Consider the following 15,610-nt stretch of genomic DNA (forward strand, 5'->3'; position numbering starts at 1 on the left):
TGTGTCGAGCGTCACTTGGCGGCGAGCGGGCAGCCGCTGTCCTCGGCCTTCATGAAGGCCTTGTCGCCCGGAATGGTCGCCAGATAGGTGTAATAGTCCCAGTCCTTCTTCGACTCTTCCGGTTTCTTGACCTGATAGAGATACATGTCGTGCACCATCGAGCCGTCGGCCTGCACCTTGCCGTTGGCGGTGAAGACGTCGTTGACCGGCATTTCATGCAGTTCCTTCGCCACCGCCTCGGTCTCGTCGGTGCCGGCCTTGTCGATGGCCTTCAGGTACTGCGTCACCGCCGAATAGGTGCCGGCCTGAATCATGTTCGGCATGCGGTTGGTGCGCTTGAAGAAGCGTTGCGCGAATTCGCGGCTCTTGTCGTCGCGATCCCAGTAGAAGCCTTCGGTCAGCACCACGCCTTGCGCCGCCTGCAAGCCCAGCCCATGCACTTCGGCGAGCGTGAAAAGCAGCGCGGCGAGCCGCTGGCCGCCGGCGACGATGCCGAATTCGGCTGCCTGCTTGATCGAGTTCGACGTGTCGAGGCCGGCATTGGCGAGCCCGACGATCTTGGCGCCGGAGGACTGCGCCTGCAGCAGGAAGGAGGAATAGTCGGTGGAGCCGAGCGGATAGCGCACTTCGCCCAGCACCTTGCCGCCGCTCGCCTCGACCAGCTTGGCGGTCTGGTCCTTCAGCGAATAGCCGAAGGCATAGTCGACGGTGATGAAATACCAGCTGTCGCCGCCCTGCTTGACCAGTTGGCCGCCGGTGCCGACCGCTTGGGAGTGGGTGTCGTAGGCCCAATGGAAGCCATAGGGCGAGCACTGCTTGCCAGTCAGGTCGGTGGAAGCCGCGCCGGTGACGATGTCGATCTTCTTCTTTTCCTTGGAAAGCCCCTGGACGGCCAAGGCTACGGACGATGTCGTGAGCTCCATGATCGCGTCGACCTGCTCGGTGTCGTACCACTGGCGCGCGATGTTGGAGGCGATGTCGGGCTTGTTCTGATGATCGGCGCTGACGATCTCGATCGGCACGCCCTGCACCTTGCCGCCGAAATCATCGACCGCCATCTTGGCGGCCTCGACCGACCACTTGCCGCCGAAATCGGCATAGACGCCCGACTGGTCGTTCAAGATGCCGATCTTGACCTTGCCGTCGGAGATTTCGCCAGCCGCGGCCGGCATTGCGGATGCCGCAAGGAGCGCGGCCGAGACGAGACAGGATGCTTTCACTGGTGGTTCCTCCCATATGGCAGCCACGGGGAACGCGGCTGCCTCGCGATGGTTCAACAGTTCCTTCGGATTTTTGGATTGGAGCCTCGATCCCGCTCTGCCGCTCCTCCTCCGGCGGGCCTTCCTGTTTGCGGGCTGGGCCACAGCGTGCCTTGGGTGCACGAGCGCGAGCCTAGCACCACATGTCGCAGGCCGAGAATGCTATTTTCGTAGCATGGAGGATTGCCAGGCAGCCTGGGCGGCTACCAATCAGGCTCTATTGCAGAATCCTCGGAAAGCCCAAGCGATTTTACCGGCAGGAGCGTGCGGATCGCAGCTTCTCTAAGAGGAGCGGGAAAAGCCTTGAGATAGTCGCGGTCAAGTGGAAGCTTCAGGTAGTTGTGAGAAATCGCCGCAGCCACCTCAGCCTGCTCGCGATCGCGGGTGGCCTTGACCGCGGACCGGTCGGGCCGCCTCGCGAGCCATGCCTTGTGAAGCGCAAATATCCTGGGGTCGACAGTCGGTATCCTTACGGGATAGCCGCGCTCATCGATGGCGATTGCCTCGGTCTTGGGCGCATTGATGAGCCATTGCAATCCGTCCATCGGGGCACCGTCGAGATCATCGGCAAGCGGCGTTATCGACGTCGGGGCATTGTCCTTGAGGACATTTCTCGTTTGCGGTCTAATGAGATCGACCAGATAACCATCCCGGTTTGTCGCCCTGAAGGCTCTGGGCTGGAGTGGCTTGAAGGACTGGTCCACTTTGCGCAATACACCGATCAACCCGGATTGTGTTATCTTCTCGCCGGTCACGAAGCTGATCCGGCGGCGCGAGTCAAAGAGCAGATCGATGTCTCCGGTTGCCGTGAGGCCGCTCGCGATCTGCACACCTGCCAACGCCTCGTAGGCGAACAGGGCATTCGTGCCGACGACAACCAATTGTCGTCCAAGGAGGTTCGTTTCGGCGCAGCGTCGCAATATCCGGGCAGCTATAGCCGGCACCCGCCCCAAGCCAATTGCGACATTGATCTTGGCAAGGCTGTTCAAGTGATCTGACAGGCCGGCCAGCAGGTCCTTGTTCCGTTCCCTGCCCTCGGAGAAAGCCGAAAATGATCTTTCCGTATCCTCGCTTCTGGGACCTAGCGAGCTTTCGGCTTGGCCGATCTTGCGCAGCAGGTATTCGGCGCCGTTCCGCTCAACCCAGCGCATGCTGCCCCGGAAGCGCCTTTGGTGCTCTTCGTTGGCGCCGAGCCAGCTCTCATAGACCTGCTGGGTATCTATGAGTTGGCGGCGCTGTTCATTTGTCAGCTCCCTAAGCATCCGTTTTCCACTCTACCGAGCCATTCCTAAATTAATAGTGGAAAATCGTTAAATAACAATGCCTTGCTTGCCATTTTCCACCATCACTCTCGAATTCCGCCATGATAGTGGAAAAATGCTTGAAAACAATAGCTTAAATCGTTTCCTATGAAACGACTTTCGCGATTGTCCTTTCTCACCAAGGCAGTCTTTTGCAGTCATGAAAAAAGCCGCCGGTCGGACCGTCGTCGCGCAAGGTCGCGGCCCAGACGATGCCGGCGGCGCCAGACACAATCCGGAAACAAGATTCAACAGTCGGGAAAAACTCGCGAAAAAAACTGGTGTCATAACGGTACCCGCAGCAGCCGACCACTCCGGCGCGCGACAACAGACATTGATCCGAACCCAAGGAATGCCGATTATGAAAAAGACCTTTCTTTCCGCACTCGGCCTCGCCGTCGCTCTCGCTTTCGCGGTGCCCGCCGCCAACGCCCAGACCACCACGACGAACACCGCTCCGGCGACGAGCACCACTGCTCCTGCCGCGACCACGGCTGCCCCGGCCGCTAACGAGACGGCGAAGGCCGGCGCCAATGGCCCGCACAAGAAGCTCAGGAAGCATCACCGTCATCATGCTCGCAAGCATCATCACGTGAAGAAGCACCACGTGCGCAAGCACCATGTGAAGAAGCATGTTGCGAAGCAGGCCGCATAAGGCCTAACGCGTTTCGACCTTCATGACCGGATGATCCGGGACCGCTTGCCAAGGGTTCAGGATCATCGCTTCCCGAAAACGCCGCCCTCCCTCCCGGGCGGCGTTTTTGCTTGCAGACCTAGTCGGGCAAACCGGCGACCATTTCGGGATCATGCCTTACTTCTTCTGCGGGTGGATGGTCTCGCCGCGCTTCAACATCGCCACCAGATCAGCGATCTTCTTCTTGCGGCCGGCCTCGGTCCTCATGTTGTGGACGCGGAAGGCGAGCGCGAAGCGGTTCTGTGCCGAAAGCTTGCCCAGCATCGCTTTCGCCTTCGGCTCGGCATCGATCGCAGCCTGCAGGTCGGGCGGGATGGTCATCTCCTTCGATCCGCCATAGGCGCGGTCCCAGCGACCGTCGGCCTTGGCCGCCTCGACCTGATCGAGCCCATGCTTCGTCATGCGCCCCGCCTCGATCAGGCGCGCGACATTGTCGATGTTGATCTTGCTCCAGATGCTCTTCCTGCCGCGCGGCGTGTAGCGCTGCAGAAAACTCTTCTCGTCGAGCGACTTGCGCACCGCGTCGATCCAGCCGAAGCAAAGCACGACGTCGATCGCCTCTTTCGGCGTGATCGAGGCGAGACCAGAACCAACCTTGTGGATCTTGATCCAGACTTCGCTTTCGCGGGCGTGGTTGTCGGCAAGCCAGGCATGGAAGCTTTCGGCATCCGGGAATTCGTGCACCTTGTCCGGATCGACCTTAATGGGGGCCATTATCACCTCGTCATTTCATCACGCCAATACGGACGATTCCGCGACGGTTGTAGCGACGGCTGGTGCCAGTTCCTGTCAGCAGGCGCTATACGGCTTGATCCGAGGGATTCGCGTTCGCGACTTGAAGCACCGGCCGAAAACTCCCTTGTTTTCAATAACCTGGTAAACTCCACACTTCTGTTGACTTCTACAGATATGTGGAGTACGCTATCCTTTATGAACGCAAACGAATTCCGGCGCTGGCTCGCCAAGCAGGGATGCACCTTTGAAACCCACCGCGGTGGGAGCGGTCATCTGACTGTCCGTTTTAAGGACAAAGTTTCCCAGTTGCCAATGCATGGTGGCGGCAAGGAGCTTGGAACGCGTTTGGTCGAGAAGATCAAGAAGGATTTGGGCCTGAAATAGAGGAGATAGTGTATGTGGTATGAACTCGCCCTCACGCCCGACGACAACGATACCTGGTTGGTTACGGCACCTCAGTTCGACGAAGTCGCGTCCTACGGCGCCACCGATGAAGAAGCTTGCCGCAATGGGCGCAATGCAATCGAGGAGGCCATCGCCGCCCGGATTGCGCACGGGGATGATATCCCTTTTCCGCTCAAGGAAACCAAGGGCAAGGGATGGTTCGTGGAGGTTCCGGCGCTCGTTTTCCTGAAGTCGGCCCTATACATGGCCCTTAGGGAAAAGGGCTGGAGCCGGGCGGATCTGATGCGTGAGTTGAAATGCCAGCGCGAGCATGTCGATCGGTTGTTCCGGCTCGACCACAACTCGCGGCTCGATTCGCTCGAGGAGGCATTCAAGGCGCTCGGCCACCCGCTGCGCTTCGACATGGAGTTCCACAAGGCCGCCTGACTTTCGCAACGAAAGGGGGCGGCCGCCGACCTCGCCATCGGACGCTCCGATACCACTATCGGTTTGTTCCGTTTCCGCTTCGCGCCAGGGTCTGCCAAACCTCCTCCATGCAAAGGAAAGGCATGGACATGGAGAAGCAAAAAATCCTGATCGTCGGCGGCAGCTCGGGCATGGGGCTGGCGCTCGCCAGGCGCTGCCTCGAGGAAGACGCGCACGTCGTCATCGCCGGGCGAGGCGAAGCGAAGCTGGGCGCGGCGCGGGAAGAGCTCGGCCAGCCGGGCACGCTCGAAACAGCTGTGGTCGATATAAGCCGCGAGGATGAGGTCGCCGCACTGTTTCAGCGCGTCGGCAGGGTCGACCATATCGTCAGCACGGCGGCCGACATCGACGGCGCCTACCGGCTGTTGCCCGAGATCGAGCTTTCAGCCGCGCAAAAGGTGGTGGAAAGCAAGTTCTACGGGCCGCTTTTGCTCGCCAAGCATGGCGCGCCGAAGCTGCCGTCAGCCGGCTCGCTCACTTTCGTCTCGGGCATTGCCGCCCACCGGCCGGCGGCGCGAGGCTCGGTCGTCGCGGCCGTAAACGCCGCCTTGGAAGGGCTGGTGCGGGCTTTGGCCGTCGAACTGGCGCCGATCCGGGTCAACGCCGTCTCGCCCGGCTGGGTCGACACGCCGATCTGGGAGTTCGTCGCCGGCGACAAAAAGGACGACACGCTTGCGGCGATGGCGAAACGCCTGCCGGTGGGCCGGGTCGGACGGCCGCAGGACATCGCCGACGCAATCCGCTTCCTGATCGGCAATGGCTTTACGACGGGAGAGACGCTACATGTCGAGGGCGGGCACCGCCTGGTGTGACCAAGGCGAAGCCCTCCCCTACGGCCGTGAGCAGTGCCTTAAGCGCCGGCGGCTGGACGCGCCGGCGACGCCAGATCATCACCACGTCCGCCGAGCGGACCGGCCCAGGCCAGGCAAGCTCGGACACCTCGCCGCGACCGATCGCGGCGGCGACCGCCAGCCGAGGCACGAGGCCAAAGCCGGCGCCTGCCGCCACCAGCCCGGCGATGGCGTCGATGCTGCCGGCTTCGGCGGCGAGGTTGGGATTGCCGAGGCCTGCCTCGGCGAATGCCTTGTCGACCATGGCGCGGTAGACGCAGCCTGTCTCGGTGGCGACGAAATGCTTCTCGGCCAGCGCCGCCAGATCGACATCCGTCCGGTTGTCGCCGGGCGGCGCTATCAGCGCCAGCGGCTCGATCGCCACGACGCGCCTGGCAAGGCGCGGGTCCGGCTCACCGGCATCTTCAAGCTCAGGGGGCCGCTCGAAGCAGAAAACGACGTCGATCTCACCGTCGCCCAGCCGGCGCAGCAACTCGCCGCTGCCGGCGATCCGGAGCTTGATGTCGATGCCGGGATGATCGGCGCGAAAACCAGCAAGCCATGGCGCCAGCCTTGCCGCGGCGATCGTCTCCAGCGCGCCGATCGACAGGCCGCCGGCCGCCTCGGCGCTGGTGGCATCAATCGCGGCCCGCGCGTCGTCGGCGAGCGCCAGCAGCTCCTCGGCATAAGGTTTCAGCGCCTCGCCCGCCGGCGTCAGGGTGAGCCCCTGTCGCGAGCGGGTGAAGAGGCTGGCGCCAAGCTCGGTTTCCAGCGCCTGGATCTGGTCGCTGACGCTCGACTGCGCGAGATTGACCTCTCGCGCTGCGCGCGTGACGTTGCGGGTACGCGCGACCGCGAGAAAGGTCTTCAGCAGCCTGGGATGCATCGGCGCTCCAAGCCTACTGCAGCTGCGGCTTCTTCAGGAAGGAATTGCGGTCGGCGGATTTGACGCGCAGCCAGGTCTCGCGGCCGTCGCGCACGACGCGCAGCGGAATTTCAGCGCCGGCCGGGTTCTGCCATAGTTTTCTGTAGAAATCGGCCAGACCATCGACTTCGCCGTCGCGCACATCGGAGATGATGTCGCCCTGGCGCAGGCCCGCCTGTGCGGCCGGGCCGCCCTCGGCGACGCTCATCACCACCACCATGCCGTTCGACTCGGCCGAGAAGGCGCCGAGCCACGGACGCGGCGCCTTCGCCGCCTGGCCGCGCTTGATCAGATCGTCGAGGATCGGCGTCAGAAGATCGATAGGCACGACCATGTTGATGTCGGCCACCTCGCCGGCGCGGCTCATCTGCAGGCGCAGTGAGCCGACGCCGAGCAGCTTGCCGGCGCGGTCGAACAGCGCGGCGCCGCCCCAGGACGGATGCGCGGGCGCCGTGAAGATCGCCTCGTCGATCAGATATTCCCAATAGCCGGCGAATTCCTGCTTGGTCACGATGTGGGCGTCGACCTGCTGGCCGATGCCGTCGGCGAGCGTCACGGCATCGCCGATCTTGGCTTTCCTGGCATTGCCGAGCTGGACCGCCGGCAGTCCGAGCGGCGACAGCGCCTGCACGAGGCCGAAGCCGGTCTCCTGGTCGTAAGCCAGCGCATGCGCGGCCACCACACGGCCATCCTGGTCGGTCAGCCACACTTCCTCGGCCTCGGTGATCAGATAGCCGATGGTGAGCACCAGCCCATTGTCGCGGATCACCACGCCGCTGCCCTCGCGGCGCGTGCCCAGCGCATTGGCGGTGAAGGCGTCGTCCGGAACCGTGGCGCGCACCGCAACGACGGAGCGCGAAATTTTCTCGATGGTCATCGGTCCATCCTGCATTGCGGGTCTCAGCCTATAAGTATGGCCGAAGGAGCGCCGTGCAAGGGCGGATTTCCCCTCGCCCAAGCTGGCACAAGCGCTAGTTCAACGAAGATTGAACTTTTTTCTTTGACGCGCGCGGAACCGCACCTAAGTCTATCGGCATCCGTGGCAGATGCCCGCCCTTCACGAAACACAAGGCCTTCAACATGAACCAATACGTCCCGCCGAAAGTCTGGACCTGGAACAAGCCGAATGGCGGTGAGTTCGCCTCGATAAACCGGCCGATCGCAGGCCCCACGCATGACAAGAAACTGCCGGTCGGCAAGCACCCGCTGCAGCTCTACTCGCTGGCCACGCCCAATGGCCAGAAAGTGACGATCATGCTGGAGGAGCTTCTGGCGCTCGGCCACAAGGGCGCGGAATACGATGCCTGGCTGATCAAGATCGGCGACGGCGACCAGTTCGGCTCGGGCTTCGTCGAGGTCAATCCGAATTCGAAGATCCCGGCGCTGATGGACCATAGCGAGCCGAAGCCGGTCCGCGTGTTCGAATCCGGCTCGATCCTGACCTATCTCGCCGAAAAGTTCGGCGCGTTCCTGCCGACCGAACGCGCGGCGCGCGCGGAAACCTTCTCATGGCTGTTCTGGCAGATGGGTTCGGCGCCTTATCTCGGCGGCGGCTTCGGCCATTTCTATGCCTATGCGCCCGAAAAGATCGAATACGCCATTGACCGCTTCGCCATGGAGACCAAGCGGCAGATGGATGTGCTCGACCGCCGGCTGGCGGAGAGCGAATATCTCGCAGGGCCCGACTACACGATCGCCGACATTGCGGTCTGGCCCTGGTATGGCGGGCTCGCCAAGGGCCGCAGCTACAGCAACGCCGCGGAGTTCCTGTCGGTGCATGAATACAAGAACGTGCAGCGCTGGGCCGACGCGATCGACGCGCGGCCGGCGGTAAGCCGCGGCCGCATGGTCAACCGCATGTCCGGCGATCCGGCCTTCCAGCTGCGCGAGCGCCACGACGCCAGCGACTTCGAAACCAAGACGCAGGATAAGCTGCAAGCGGCGGAGTGAACTGCTAATCTCCCCTCTCGTGGGGGAGATGCCCGGCAGGCCAGAGGGGGCGCGAAGGATCGCGGCCTCCGGTGTTTTGCATCGGCCGAGCACAGTCGGCGATCGGATTTAGCTGATTTTAGCTGGAAAGGTCGGCGGGACAGCGCCCCCCCTCTGCCCTGCCGGGCATCTCCCCACAAGGGGGGAGATTGGCTGTCGCCAGCGCCCCGCTACCTCCCATATGTGTATGTCACGGTCGCCTGGCCGAGCGCAGAGCTCTTGGCGGCGACCGAGATCATCTCCGGCAAGGGGTTGGCCGGTATGCGCAATGTCTTTTCACCCAGCGCATAGAGCGTAAAGACATAGTGATGATCGCCGCTGCCGGGCGGCGGGCACGGGCCGAAATAGCCGGCGCGGCCGACGCCGCCTTTGCCCTGTACAGAGCCCTTGGGCATGCGCTGGCCACTTTGCGCGCCGGCGCCTTCGCGCAGACCCTTGGCGCTCGCCGGGATGTTCCATGCCAGCCAGTGCCAGAAGCCCTTGCCGCCATTGGCATCGGTGTCGAACATGGTCAGCGCGTAGCTTTTCGTTCCGGCCGGCGGGTCCTTCCAGGCAAGCGCGATCGAGACGCTCTGTCCGCCACAGCCGGGCTTGTCGCCGAGATATTTTGCATCCCATTTGCCGTTCGATACCGACGGGCTGGACATCTCGAAGGCCGCCGCCTGACTGGCGAAGGCCACAAGGGCAAGCATGGTGAAGCCGAGACGCAAGGTCATCTGATCCTCCCTGAATGACGCAGCGTAGCCGAAAAGCGGCCCGAAAAAGGGCAAGCTAGCGCGGCCGCTTGCCGAGACAATGAAAAAGCCCCGCCGGTGGAGGCCGTCGGGGCTTTCGTTCGGACCGTAGAGGTGGGACCCCACGGCCGGGTCGATCCAGGGGGTTGGATCGGTCGCGACACTAGCCGAGGAATCGGGCGCGCGGACAATCACGCCTGCGCACGACCAATCACGCCTGCGCGAGTGGACGGCCGGCTGCTGATCTCCTCTTGAGGATCAGCCCCGCAGCAGCTTTGCCAGTCTCGGCACGCCTTCGTTCACCGCGCGGCCGTCGGCAAGCGTGAATGACATGCGCAGCGTGTTGCGGCCGGTGCCGTCGGCGTAGAAGGCGTTGCCCGGCACGAAGGCGACGCGCGCCTCCTTGATCGAGCGCGCCAGTAGCTCGGTGGCATCCGTGCCTTCCGGCAGCGTCAGCCAAACGAACATGCCGCCGTCCGGGCGGCTCCAGGAAATGCCGGCGGGCATGTCGGCTTCCAGCGCGGAAAGCAGCGCATCGCGGCGCTTTCGGTAGGCGCCGATCAGCTTTTCCACCTGGGCGTCGAAGATGGTTTCGGCGACGCGGTACATGACCATCTGGTTGATCGAGGGGCTGTGCAGGTCGGACGCCTGCTTCATCAGCACCAGCTTCTCCACCACATGGCGCGGCGCGCAGACCCAGCCGACGCGCATGCCGGGCGACAGGATCTTCGAGAACGACCCGCAATAGAGCGTGCGCGCATGATCGATGCCGCCGGAGCGGGCGCAATCGAGCGCCAGGATCGGCGGTTCGCCCTCGCCGTCATAGCGCAGCGCGCGGTAGGCGGCATCCTCGATGACGGCGATGTCAATCTCGCCGGCGAGATCGAGCACCGCCTCGCGCTGCTTGGTATCCAGCGTATTGCCGGTCGGATTGGCGAAATCCGGCACCAGATAGGCGAACTTCACCTTGCCGCCATTTGCCGCCGCTGCCGCGCGATAAGCCTCGGGCGTGATGTTGCCGCCGGCGGTGTTCAGCCGGTCGTAGCGCGGCTCATAGGCGTTGAAAGCCTGCAGCGCGCCGAGATAGGTCGGCCATGTCACCAGCGCAGTGTCGCCGGGGGACAAAAAGAGCTTGCCGAGATAGTCGAGCGCCTGCTGCGAGCCGGAGGTGATGAAGATGTTGCCTTCGTCGCATTGAACGCCAAGCTTGCCCATATAGGCGGCCAGCCATTTGCGCAGCGGCAGGAAACCCTCGCTGACCTGGTACTGCAGCGCGGCGCCCGCCTCCTTGCCGCCCAGCACGGCCTGGTAGGCATCGCCGATGGCTTCGGCCGGAAACAGCGACGGGTCGGGAATGCCGCCGGCGAAGGAGATGATGTCGGGCTGGTCGAGCAGCTTCAACAGCTCGCGGATTTCCGAAGCCTTCATGCGCGACGAACGCGAAGCCAGAAGATTCAACAGGGTCAAGGCGCACCTCCCGCGGAGCGTATTCTATTTAGGTCAACCTAGCTGACCTATTATCAGGCTTTTTCACCGAGTTGAATAGCCCAGGCTCGAAGCGCGCGCAGGCCAATAAGCAGCATGCATTCACCGAAACGTGACCGCCAGGAAATATCAGCGACATCTAAATAAATCGCTGTTGGTGATACTTATGACGTGCCCCAACTGTGGGGTTACAACGATGGGAGGTACAGGCCATGAAAACGAAGATCGCATTTCTAAGCCTATTGGCCGCGTCGGTCATCGCCGGCACGGCATTCGCCGGCATCCTCGACGAGCCGAAGATGATGGCTCCCTTCTTCACCGACAAGACGATGAAGACGATGAAGTCGGATGCCGATATGAAGAAGGCTTGGGCCAAGATGTCGAAGAAGCACCAAGCGGCGATGATGAAGGAATGCCAGGACGCGGCGATGAGCAAGCCGCATGCCGAATTCTGCGCCAAGCTGAACGCGCTGGCGGGCCACGCCTGACCGAGTTTCGACGGCAGGATGGCGGACCTGGAGAGGACCGCCATCCGCCTCAAACTCAAGAACATTTAAGCGACCGCGAATAGAAACCCGTTGCCTCGAAGCGCAAGCGGATGCAACCTCATTGGCGCGGACCGTCAAGAAGAAGAACATCGGTCTGGAACGGGAGGGGTAATGACGCTCGAGGTCATCGGGGCCGGCTTTGGCCGCACCGGCACGTGGTCGACTTTCGCCGCGCTGAACAGGCTCGGTTTTCCGAGCTACCACATGCAGGAAGTCATCATCAACAAGGCCAACAAGGGCCATCTCGACTTCTGGCGCAAGGTGGCGAACAGCCCGCCCGGTGCGCAGCAGGATTGGAACCGGGTCTTCGCCAATTATCGGGCGACCGTCGACAATCCGGGCTGCTGCGTGTGGCGCGAGCTAATGGCCGCCTATCCGGAAGCCAAGGTGCTTCTGACGCTGCATCCGCGCGGCGCCGAGGCCTGGTACGACAGCACCATAGACACGATCTACTTCACCGAGAATGTCTGGCAGTTCAGGGTGCTGGAATGGCTGACGCCGTTCGGCCGGAAGTTCGGCGACATGTCGCGCAAGCTGGTCTGGGGCCGAACGCTGAAGGGCGTGATGAACGACCGCGACAAAGCGGTGGCGCGCTACAATTCCTATATCGCCGAGGTGAAGGCGGCGGTGCCGCCTGAGAAGCTGCTGGTCTTCAAGGTCAGCGACGGCTGGGCGCCGCTCTGCGATTTCCTCGGCGTCGCGCTGCCCAACGAACCCTTCCCCAATCTCAATGATCGCGCCAGCATCAAGAAGATCATCAATGGGATGATCGTGGGATCTTATCTGATGCTTGCCGGCGTAGCGGTCCTGATCACGCTGGCCATCGGCGCCCTTTGGTGGTGGCTGGCGTAGCGGCCACCCGGATCGGCCTGCCAGGGCCGCGGCGCTCCGGCTCCGGCGGCCGCGCGATTAGAACGGCAAACGGATCTCGTCAGGTTCGGTCCTGTCAGGCCAGCCGATGTCCTTCTGAATCTCCGTCGGCAGCTCGTTAAGCTCGCGCGCCGTGCAGCGGCGCTTGCTGGCCTGCGCGAAGGCGGCGCGGATTCGGTTGAGACTTTTGAACATGAAAAACCTCCTAAATCAGCGGCGGAAAACCGGTGCCGCCTCTTCCCGGCGTCGCTTTTGCGATGCGTCTGTAACCGGTGGATTGCGCGCGAACGGTGAAATGCTTCACGAAGCCGGAACGGCTTGAAACATATGCATGCAAACTAATTGGGGGTCGGCCATGTGGCGCTGCGCAGGACGCGAGCCTGCATGGCCTGCAATGTCAAACGCTTACGCCCGTTGCCTTGCGCGCTGATTCACGTCCCCTGAGAGGGCCGCGCCTTACTCTGGCGCCTGCGAATCCGAATTGCTTGGCCTTGCGGTCTGCTCGGAAAGCCGGCCTTTGCGGACGAGCGTCGGCCTTGCGTATTCTTTCTTCATGGCTAAGTCCCCAACCTGCACGGAAACGTGCGGCACCGGCCCACAGGCTGTCAAGCGGAAGGCGACATTTCACTCGGCTGGCCGGCCGGCCGGCCGATGGTGCAATCCGTCGAAAGGAAGCCTCAGTCGTCGCCGCGCGGAGGCCAATGCGGCAAAGGATAGAACCTGTTTCACGCTTGCCTTCCCTCCTTGTGGAAGAAGGCAAGTTCAACGGCCGCCATATACCGTTTTCGCGGAAGTTTCAGCGGGCGGCAAATGTGCCATGGTGAAGTCTGCGGTATGAGGCCGCCGTGGTCGACGCGGACGCCCAAGCACATCCCCAACAATGCGCCCCCAACGGCCGCGTCGACCATGACCGGAAACGCCAACGGCGACCGCACCTGGGGTCGCTTTTTCGACCGGCCTCGCTTTTATTCAGCCTTGCGGCCGGCGTATTCGGCGACCAGCGGCTCATATTCCTCCAAGGCGGGCAACGTCGCGTAGCTGTGCACGGCCGATGTCGCCGCCCAGGGCAATTTCTCACTGGTCCAGGTTTCGATGAACGGTGCGAACCAGGCATGGTCATCGAGCATGGTCGGGCGCAGGTTGACGAACCAGTCGATCCCTTCCGGCCGCGTGAACATCCAGGTCATGCAGTAGCCGCAGAAATAATGTTTCGATGCGCCGTGCAGGCCGCCGACCACCGGCTCGCCCTTTGTCACCGCGAAACCTTCCGAGGGGATCGCCGCACTCAGCGAACAGGCGCTCGACGACATCGACTGGCAACCCGTGCAATGGCAGGCCATGGTAAGCAGCGGCTTTGCCGAGATTTTCAGGCGCACGCGGCCGCAGCGGCAGCCTCCTTCGGCGGGAAGAGTGAGGGTAGGCAAGATCGGCTCCTTGGGTTGGGGTTCTCCCTTCTCCCCTTGTGGGGTGAGAAGCGGTCCGCGCAGCGGACGAAAAGCCAATTGCTTGGCTTTTCGAGCTTCGAACGCCCTGAGCCTGCGAAGGGCGGGGCGGTGGATCGGCGCGTAGCGCCGAGACGGATGAGGGGTGTTCCAGCAGAGTGAGACGCTGGCATTCCCTGGAACACCCCTCATCCGGCCGCTTCGCGGCCACAAGGGGAGAAGGGGAAGGCGCGCTCAGCCTTCGATCAACTCCGCCGTCGTCGCCATCCGCACGCCCTGCCCCGCGAAAGCCTCGTTGTGGCGGACGATGATGTCGGGCGCCTTCTCCTCCAGTGAATCCAGCGTCGAGTGCGCGTCGGAGACCACGGTGACGCCGAGACCTTCGGCAAAGGCGCCCTTTACGGTGGCGGCGACGCAGAAATCGGTCTGGGCGCCGATAAGCACAACGTCCTTCGCGCCGTGTCCCGCCACCCATTCAACGAGTTCGGGATTCAAGAAGGCGTTGCCGACGGTCTTGCCGAAGGTCGGCTCGTCGGCGGCCTGACCGAGCAGCGGCCATACCGGCCAACCGGAAGCGCCCGGCGCCAGCGGATCGCCTTCCGGTCCGTCATGGCGGATGAACGCCACCTTGCGGCCGGAACGCCGTGCCCAGTCGATCAGCCGACGGGCACGCTCGGCGATCGTGTCGGCGTCATGGATCGGCGGATCGAACCGACCGTCGAACATGCCGGTCTGCAGGTCGATGACGATCAGCGGCGCGGCGGCGGAGGGGGCTGTGTCTGGCATGGCGCGAAGATAGCGTGGGTGGGGGATGGGTCAAGGCAGCGCCAGCCTTCCCTTCTCCCCCTTGTGGGAGAAGGTGGATCGGCGCGATAGCGCCGAGACGGATGAGGGGTGTTCCAGCGGAGTGAGACGCCGGTTTCCCTGGAGCACCTCTCATCCGTCGCCTTCGGCGACACCTCCCGCAAGGAGGAGAAGGGGAGCTCTCACGACATCAGCGGCATCGGGCCCTTCAGCGCCTCCGCCAGCGCGTCGCGGAACACCGCGATCGGACGCGCCAGCCTTCCTGCCGGCGGGCGGTGAAGCAGCCAGCAACGCACCTGCGGTTTGAAGCCTGGGCAGTCGACCACCTCGACCGCGTCGCGCCATTGGCTGCCGGACAGCGCGCCGGGCGTGACGACGCCGATGCCGTGGCCGCGCGCCACCAGCGACATTCTCAGATCCGCGCCCTGCGCCTCCACGCCGACATGGAAGGGCAGCCTTGCCGCCTCGAAGCGATGGCGGATGAAGGCGCGGAAGCCGCAGCCGGTTTCGTTCAGCACCCAGGGGTAGCGCGCGAGATCGTTGAGCTCGGCCGGCTTCGGCACGCCGAGGTTTGGCGCGGCCACCAGCAGCACCGCCTGCACGCCGAGATCGTCGCCGACGAGCTCCGGCGGCGGCTCCACACCCTCGGCGAGGCAGACCGCGACGGCATCGATCTCGCTGTGCAGCACCTGCTCCACCAGGCGCGGCGACAGGCTGGAGGTGATCTTCAGTGTCAGTTGCGGGAAGGCCGCGCGAAGACTGTCGAGCGGCTCCGATAGCGCGCTGGTCGAGAGGTAAGGCATGATGCCGAGACGGAACTCGCCCCTCACCTCGCCGGCCGGCGAGACGCCCGCCTTCAGATCCTCCAGCGAGCGCAGCACCCGGCGGCCATGCTCATAGGCCTCGCGGCCCGAGGCGGTGGGTTTGAGCGGCTTCGACTGGCGGTCGAGCAAAGGCGTCGCCAGCCGCTCCTCGAGATTCTGCACCCGCCGCGTCACGCCGGGCTGGGTGAGGTTGAGCCTGGCCGAAGCGCCGACGATCGAGCCGGTCTCGACGACGGCGACGAAGGCTTCGAGGTCATGGATGTTCATGCGTATCTCGCATAATCATTATCATATCATTTC

Annotated in this window: 18 protein-coding genes; 7 read left to right on the forward strand and 11 right to left on the reverse strand. The window is 63.4% G+C overall.

Annotated elements, in window-relative coordinates:
* Nucleotides 1-11: 11 nt before the first annotated feature.
* Nucleotides 12-1,220: an ABC transporter substrate-binding protein gene (locus FJW05_RS10875; protein WP_140631433.1), complete on the reverse strand. Its 1,209-nt coding sequence runs from the start codon at nt 1,218-1,220 to the stop codon at nt 12-14.
* A gap of 242 nt (nt 1,221-1,462) precedes the next feature.
* Nucleotides 1,463-2,521 carry a nucleotidyltransferase domain-containing protein gene (locus FJW05_RS10880; protein ID WP_140631436.1) on the reverse strand — a complete coding sequence of 353 codons (1,059 nt, stop codon included), beginning with the start codon at nt 2,519-2,521 and terminating at the stop codon, nt 1,463-1,465.
* A gap of 199 nt (nt 2,522-2,720) precedes the next feature.
* Here FJW05_RS10880 and FJW05_RS27390 point away from each other — a divergent pair, with 199 nt between their 5' ends.
* Nucleotides 2,721-3,215: a hypothetical protein gene (locus FJW05_RS27390; protein ID WP_181164903.1), complete on the forward strand. Its 495-nt coding sequence runs from the start codon at nt 2,721-2,723 to the stop codon at nt 3,213-3,215.
* A gap of 156 nt (nt 3,216-3,371) precedes the next feature.
* Here FJW05_RS27390 and FJW05_RS10895 read toward each other — a convergent pair whose 3' ends face one another.
* Nucleotides 3,372-3,968 (reverse strand): YdeI/OmpD-associated family protein, encoded by a 597-nt coding sequence (locus tag FJW05_RS10895; RefSeq protein WP_140631441.1) that lies wholly within the window; start codon nt 3,966-3,968, stop codon nt 3,372-3,374.
* Between the two features lie 216 nt (nt 3,969-4,184).
* Between FJW05_RS10895 and FJW05_RS10900 the strand changes: the two genes are divergently transcribed.
* From FJW05_RS10900 to FJW05_RS10910, 3 genes are all read left to right on the forward strand, one after another.
* Nucleotides 4,185-4,373 (forward strand): type II toxin-antitoxin system HicA family toxin, encoded by a 189-nt coding sequence (locus FJW05_RS10900; protein ID WP_140631443.1) that lies wholly within the window; start codon nt 4,185-4,187, stop codon nt 4,371-4,373.
* Between the two features lie 12 nt (nt 4,374-4,385).
* The gene (locus FJW05_RS10905) at nt 4,386-4,820 is read left to right on the forward strand and encodes a type II toxin-antitoxin system HicB family antitoxin (RefSeq protein ID WP_140543063.1); all 435 of its coding nucleotides are present in this window, start codon (nt 4,386-4,388) and stop codon (nt 4,818-4,820) included.
* 122 nt (nt 4,821-4,942) lie between these two features.
* Entirely contained in the window at nt 4,943-5,671 is a 729-nt protein-coding gene (locus tag FJW05_RS10910; protein WP_140631445.1) for an SDR family oxidoreductase, read from the forward strand.
* On the opposite strand, the gene FJW05_RS10915 is transcribed toward FJW05_RS10910, so the two are convergent.
* Both FJW05_RS10915 and FJW05_RS10920 read right to left on the reverse strand, forming a co-directional pair.
* Nucleotides 5,622-6,575, reverse strand: a complete 954-nt coding sequence (locus FJW05_RS10915; protein ID WP_140631446.1) for a LysR family transcriptional regulator — start codon at nt 6,573-6,575, stop codon at nt 5,622-5,624. The genes FJW05_RS10910 and FJW05_RS10915 overlap by 50 nt on opposite strands.
* A 13-nt stretch (nt 6,576-6,588) precedes the next feature.
* Nucleotides 6,589-7,491: a S1C family serine protease gene (locus FJW05_RS10920; protein WP_095768364.1), complete on the reverse strand. Its 903-nt coding sequence runs from the start codon at nt 7,489-7,491 to the stop codon at nt 6,589-6,591.
* A 203-nt stretch (nt 7,492-7,694) separates the two neighbouring features.
* Here FJW05_RS10920 and yghU point away from each other — a divergent pair, with 203 nt between their 5' ends.
* The gene (yghU, locus tag FJW05_RS10925; RefSeq protein ID WP_140631448.1) at nt 7,695-8,564 is read left to right on the forward strand and encodes a glutathione-dependent disulfide-bond oxidoreductase; all 870 of its coding nucleotides are present in this window, start codon (nt 7,695-7,697) and stop codon (nt 8,562-8,564) included.
* A gap of 209 nt (nt 8,565-8,773) precedes the next feature.
* Here the strand turns inward: yghU and FJW05_RS10930 are convergent, their stop codons facing one another.
* A complete protein-coding gene (locus FJW05_RS10930) occupies nt 8,774-9,319 on the reverse strand; it encodes a YbhB/YbcL family Raf kinase inhibitor-like protein (RefSeq protein WP_140631450.1) in 546 nt (181 codons plus the stop codon).
* A gap of 276 nt (nt 9,320-9,595) precedes the next feature.
* Complete coding sequence (locus FJW05_RS10935) at nt 9,596-10,765, reverse strand: PLP-dependent aminotransferase family protein (RefSeq protein WP_181164918.1); 1,170 nt, start codon at nt 10,763-10,765, stop codon at nt 9,596-9,598.
* Nucleotides 10,766-11,034: 269 nt separating this feature from the next.
* Between FJW05_RS10935 and FJW05_RS10940 the strand changes: the two genes are divergently transcribed.
* On the forward strand, nt 11,035-11,310 hold the full coding sequence (locus tag FJW05_RS10940; protein WP_140543070.1) for a hypothetical protein: 276 nt from the start codon (nt 11,035-11,037) through the stop codon (nt 11,308-11,310).
* A gap of 171 nt (nt 11,311-11,481) precedes the next feature.
* Nucleotides 11,482-12,222 (forward strand): sulfotransferase family protein, encoded by a 741-nt coding sequence (locus FJW05_RS10945; protein ID WP_140631454.1) that lies wholly within the window; start codon nt 11,482-11,484, stop codon nt 12,220-12,222.
* A gap of 57 nt (nt 12,223-12,279) precedes the next feature.
* On the opposite strand, the gene FJW05_RS10950 is transcribed toward FJW05_RS10945, so the two are convergent.
* From FJW05_RS10950 to FJW05_RS10965, 4 genes are all read right to left on the reverse strand, one after another.
* Nucleotides 12,280-12,435, reverse strand: a complete 156-nt coding sequence (locus tag FJW05_RS10950; protein WP_140631455.1) for a DUF1127 domain-containing protein — start codon at nt 12,433-12,435, stop codon at nt 12,280-12,282.
* A gap of 770 nt (nt 12,436-13,205) precedes the next feature.
* Nucleotides 13,206-13,664, reverse strand: a complete 459-nt coding sequence (locus FJW05_RS10955; protein WP_140631457.1) for a GFA family protein — start codon at nt 13,662-13,664, stop codon at nt 13,206-13,208.
* A gap of 252 nt (nt 13,665-13,916) precedes the next feature.
* On the reverse strand, nt 13,917-14,468 hold the full coding sequence (locus FJW05_RS10960; protein ID WP_140631459.1) for an isochorismatase family protein: 552 nt from the start codon (nt 14,466-14,468) through the stop codon (nt 13,917-13,919).
* Between the two features lie 200 nt (nt 14,469-14,668).
* On the reverse strand, nt 14,669-15,577 hold the full coding sequence (locus FJW05_RS10965; protein WP_140631461.1) for a LysR family transcriptional regulator: 909 nt from the start codon (nt 15,575-15,577) through the stop codon (nt 14,669-14,671).
* Nucleotides 15,578-15,610: the final 33 nt, after the last annotated feature.

It is taken from the genome of Mesorhizobium sp. B2-9-1 (assembly GCF_006439455.1).
GTDB lineage: Bacteria > Pseudomonadota > Alphaproteobacteria > Rhizobiales > Rhizobiaceae > Mesorhizobium.

Bases quoted from the DNA above. Each gene is read 5' to 3' on its own strand.
- FJW05_RS27390 (WP_181164903.1), top strand. From the start codon at position 2,721: ATGAAAAAAGCCGCCGGTCGGACCGTCGTCGCGCAAGGTCGCGGCCCA.
- FJW05_RS10880 (WP_140631436.1), bottom strand. From the start codon at position 2,521: ATGCTTAGGGAGCTGACAAATGAACAGCGCCGCCAACTCATAGATACC.
- FJW05_RS10895 (WP_140631441.1), bottom strand. From the start codon at position 3,968: ATGGCCCCCATTAAGGTCGATCCGGACAAGGTGCACGAATTCCCGGAT.
- FJW05_RS10920 (WP_095768364.1), bottom strand. From the start codon at position 7,491: ATGACCATCGAGAAAATTTCGCGCTCCGTCGTTGCGGTGCGCGCCACG.
- FJW05_RS10965 (WP_140631461.1), bottom strand. From the start codon at position 15,577: ATGAACATCCATGACCTCGAAGCCTTCGTCGCCGTCGTCGAGACCGGC.
- FJW05_RS10900 (WP_140631443.1), top strand. From the start codon at position 4,185: ATGAACGCAAACGAATTCCGGCGCTGGCTCGCCAAGCAGGGATGCACC.
- FJW05_RS10915 (WP_140631446.1), bottom strand. From the start codon at position 6,575: ATGCATCCCAGGCTGCTGAAGACCTTTCTCGCGGTCGCGCGTACCCGC.
- FJW05_RS10905 (WP_140543063.1), top strand. From the start codon at position 4,386: ATGTGGTATGAACTCGCCCTCACGCCCGACGACAACGATACCTGGTTG.
- FJW05_RS10935 (WP_181164918.1), bottom strand. From the start codon at position 10,765: ATGAAGGCTTCGGAAATCCGCGAGCTGTTGAAGCTGCTCGACCAGCCC.
- FJW05_RS10930 (WP_140631450.1), bottom strand. From the start codon at position 9,319: ATGACCTTGCGTCTCGGCTTCACCATGCTTGCCCTTGTGGCCTTCGCC.
- FJW05_RS10940 (WP_140543070.1), top strand. From the start codon at position 11,035: ATGAAAACGAAGATCGCATTTCTAAGCCTATTGGCCGCGTCGGTCATC.
- FJW05_RS10945 (WP_140631454.1), top strand. From the start codon at position 11,482: ATGACGCTCGAGGTCATCGGGGCCGGCTTTGGCCGCACCGGCACGTGG.
- yghU (WP_140631448.1), top strand. From the start codon at position 7,695: ATGAACCAATACGTCCCGCCGAAAGTCTGGACCTGGAACAAGCCGAAT.
- FJW05_RS10960 (WP_140631459.1), bottom strand. From the start codon at position 14,468: ATGCCAGACACAGCCCCCTCCGCCGCCGCGCCGCTGATCGTCATCGAC.
- FJW05_RS10950 (WP_140631455.1), bottom strand. From the start codon at position 12,435: ATGTTCAAAAGTCTCAACCGAATCCGCGCCGCCTTCGCGCAGGCCAGC.
- FJW05_RS10910 (WP_140631445.1), top strand. From the start codon at position 4,943: ATGGACATGGAGAAGCAAAAAATCCTGATCGTCGGCGGCAGCTCGGGC.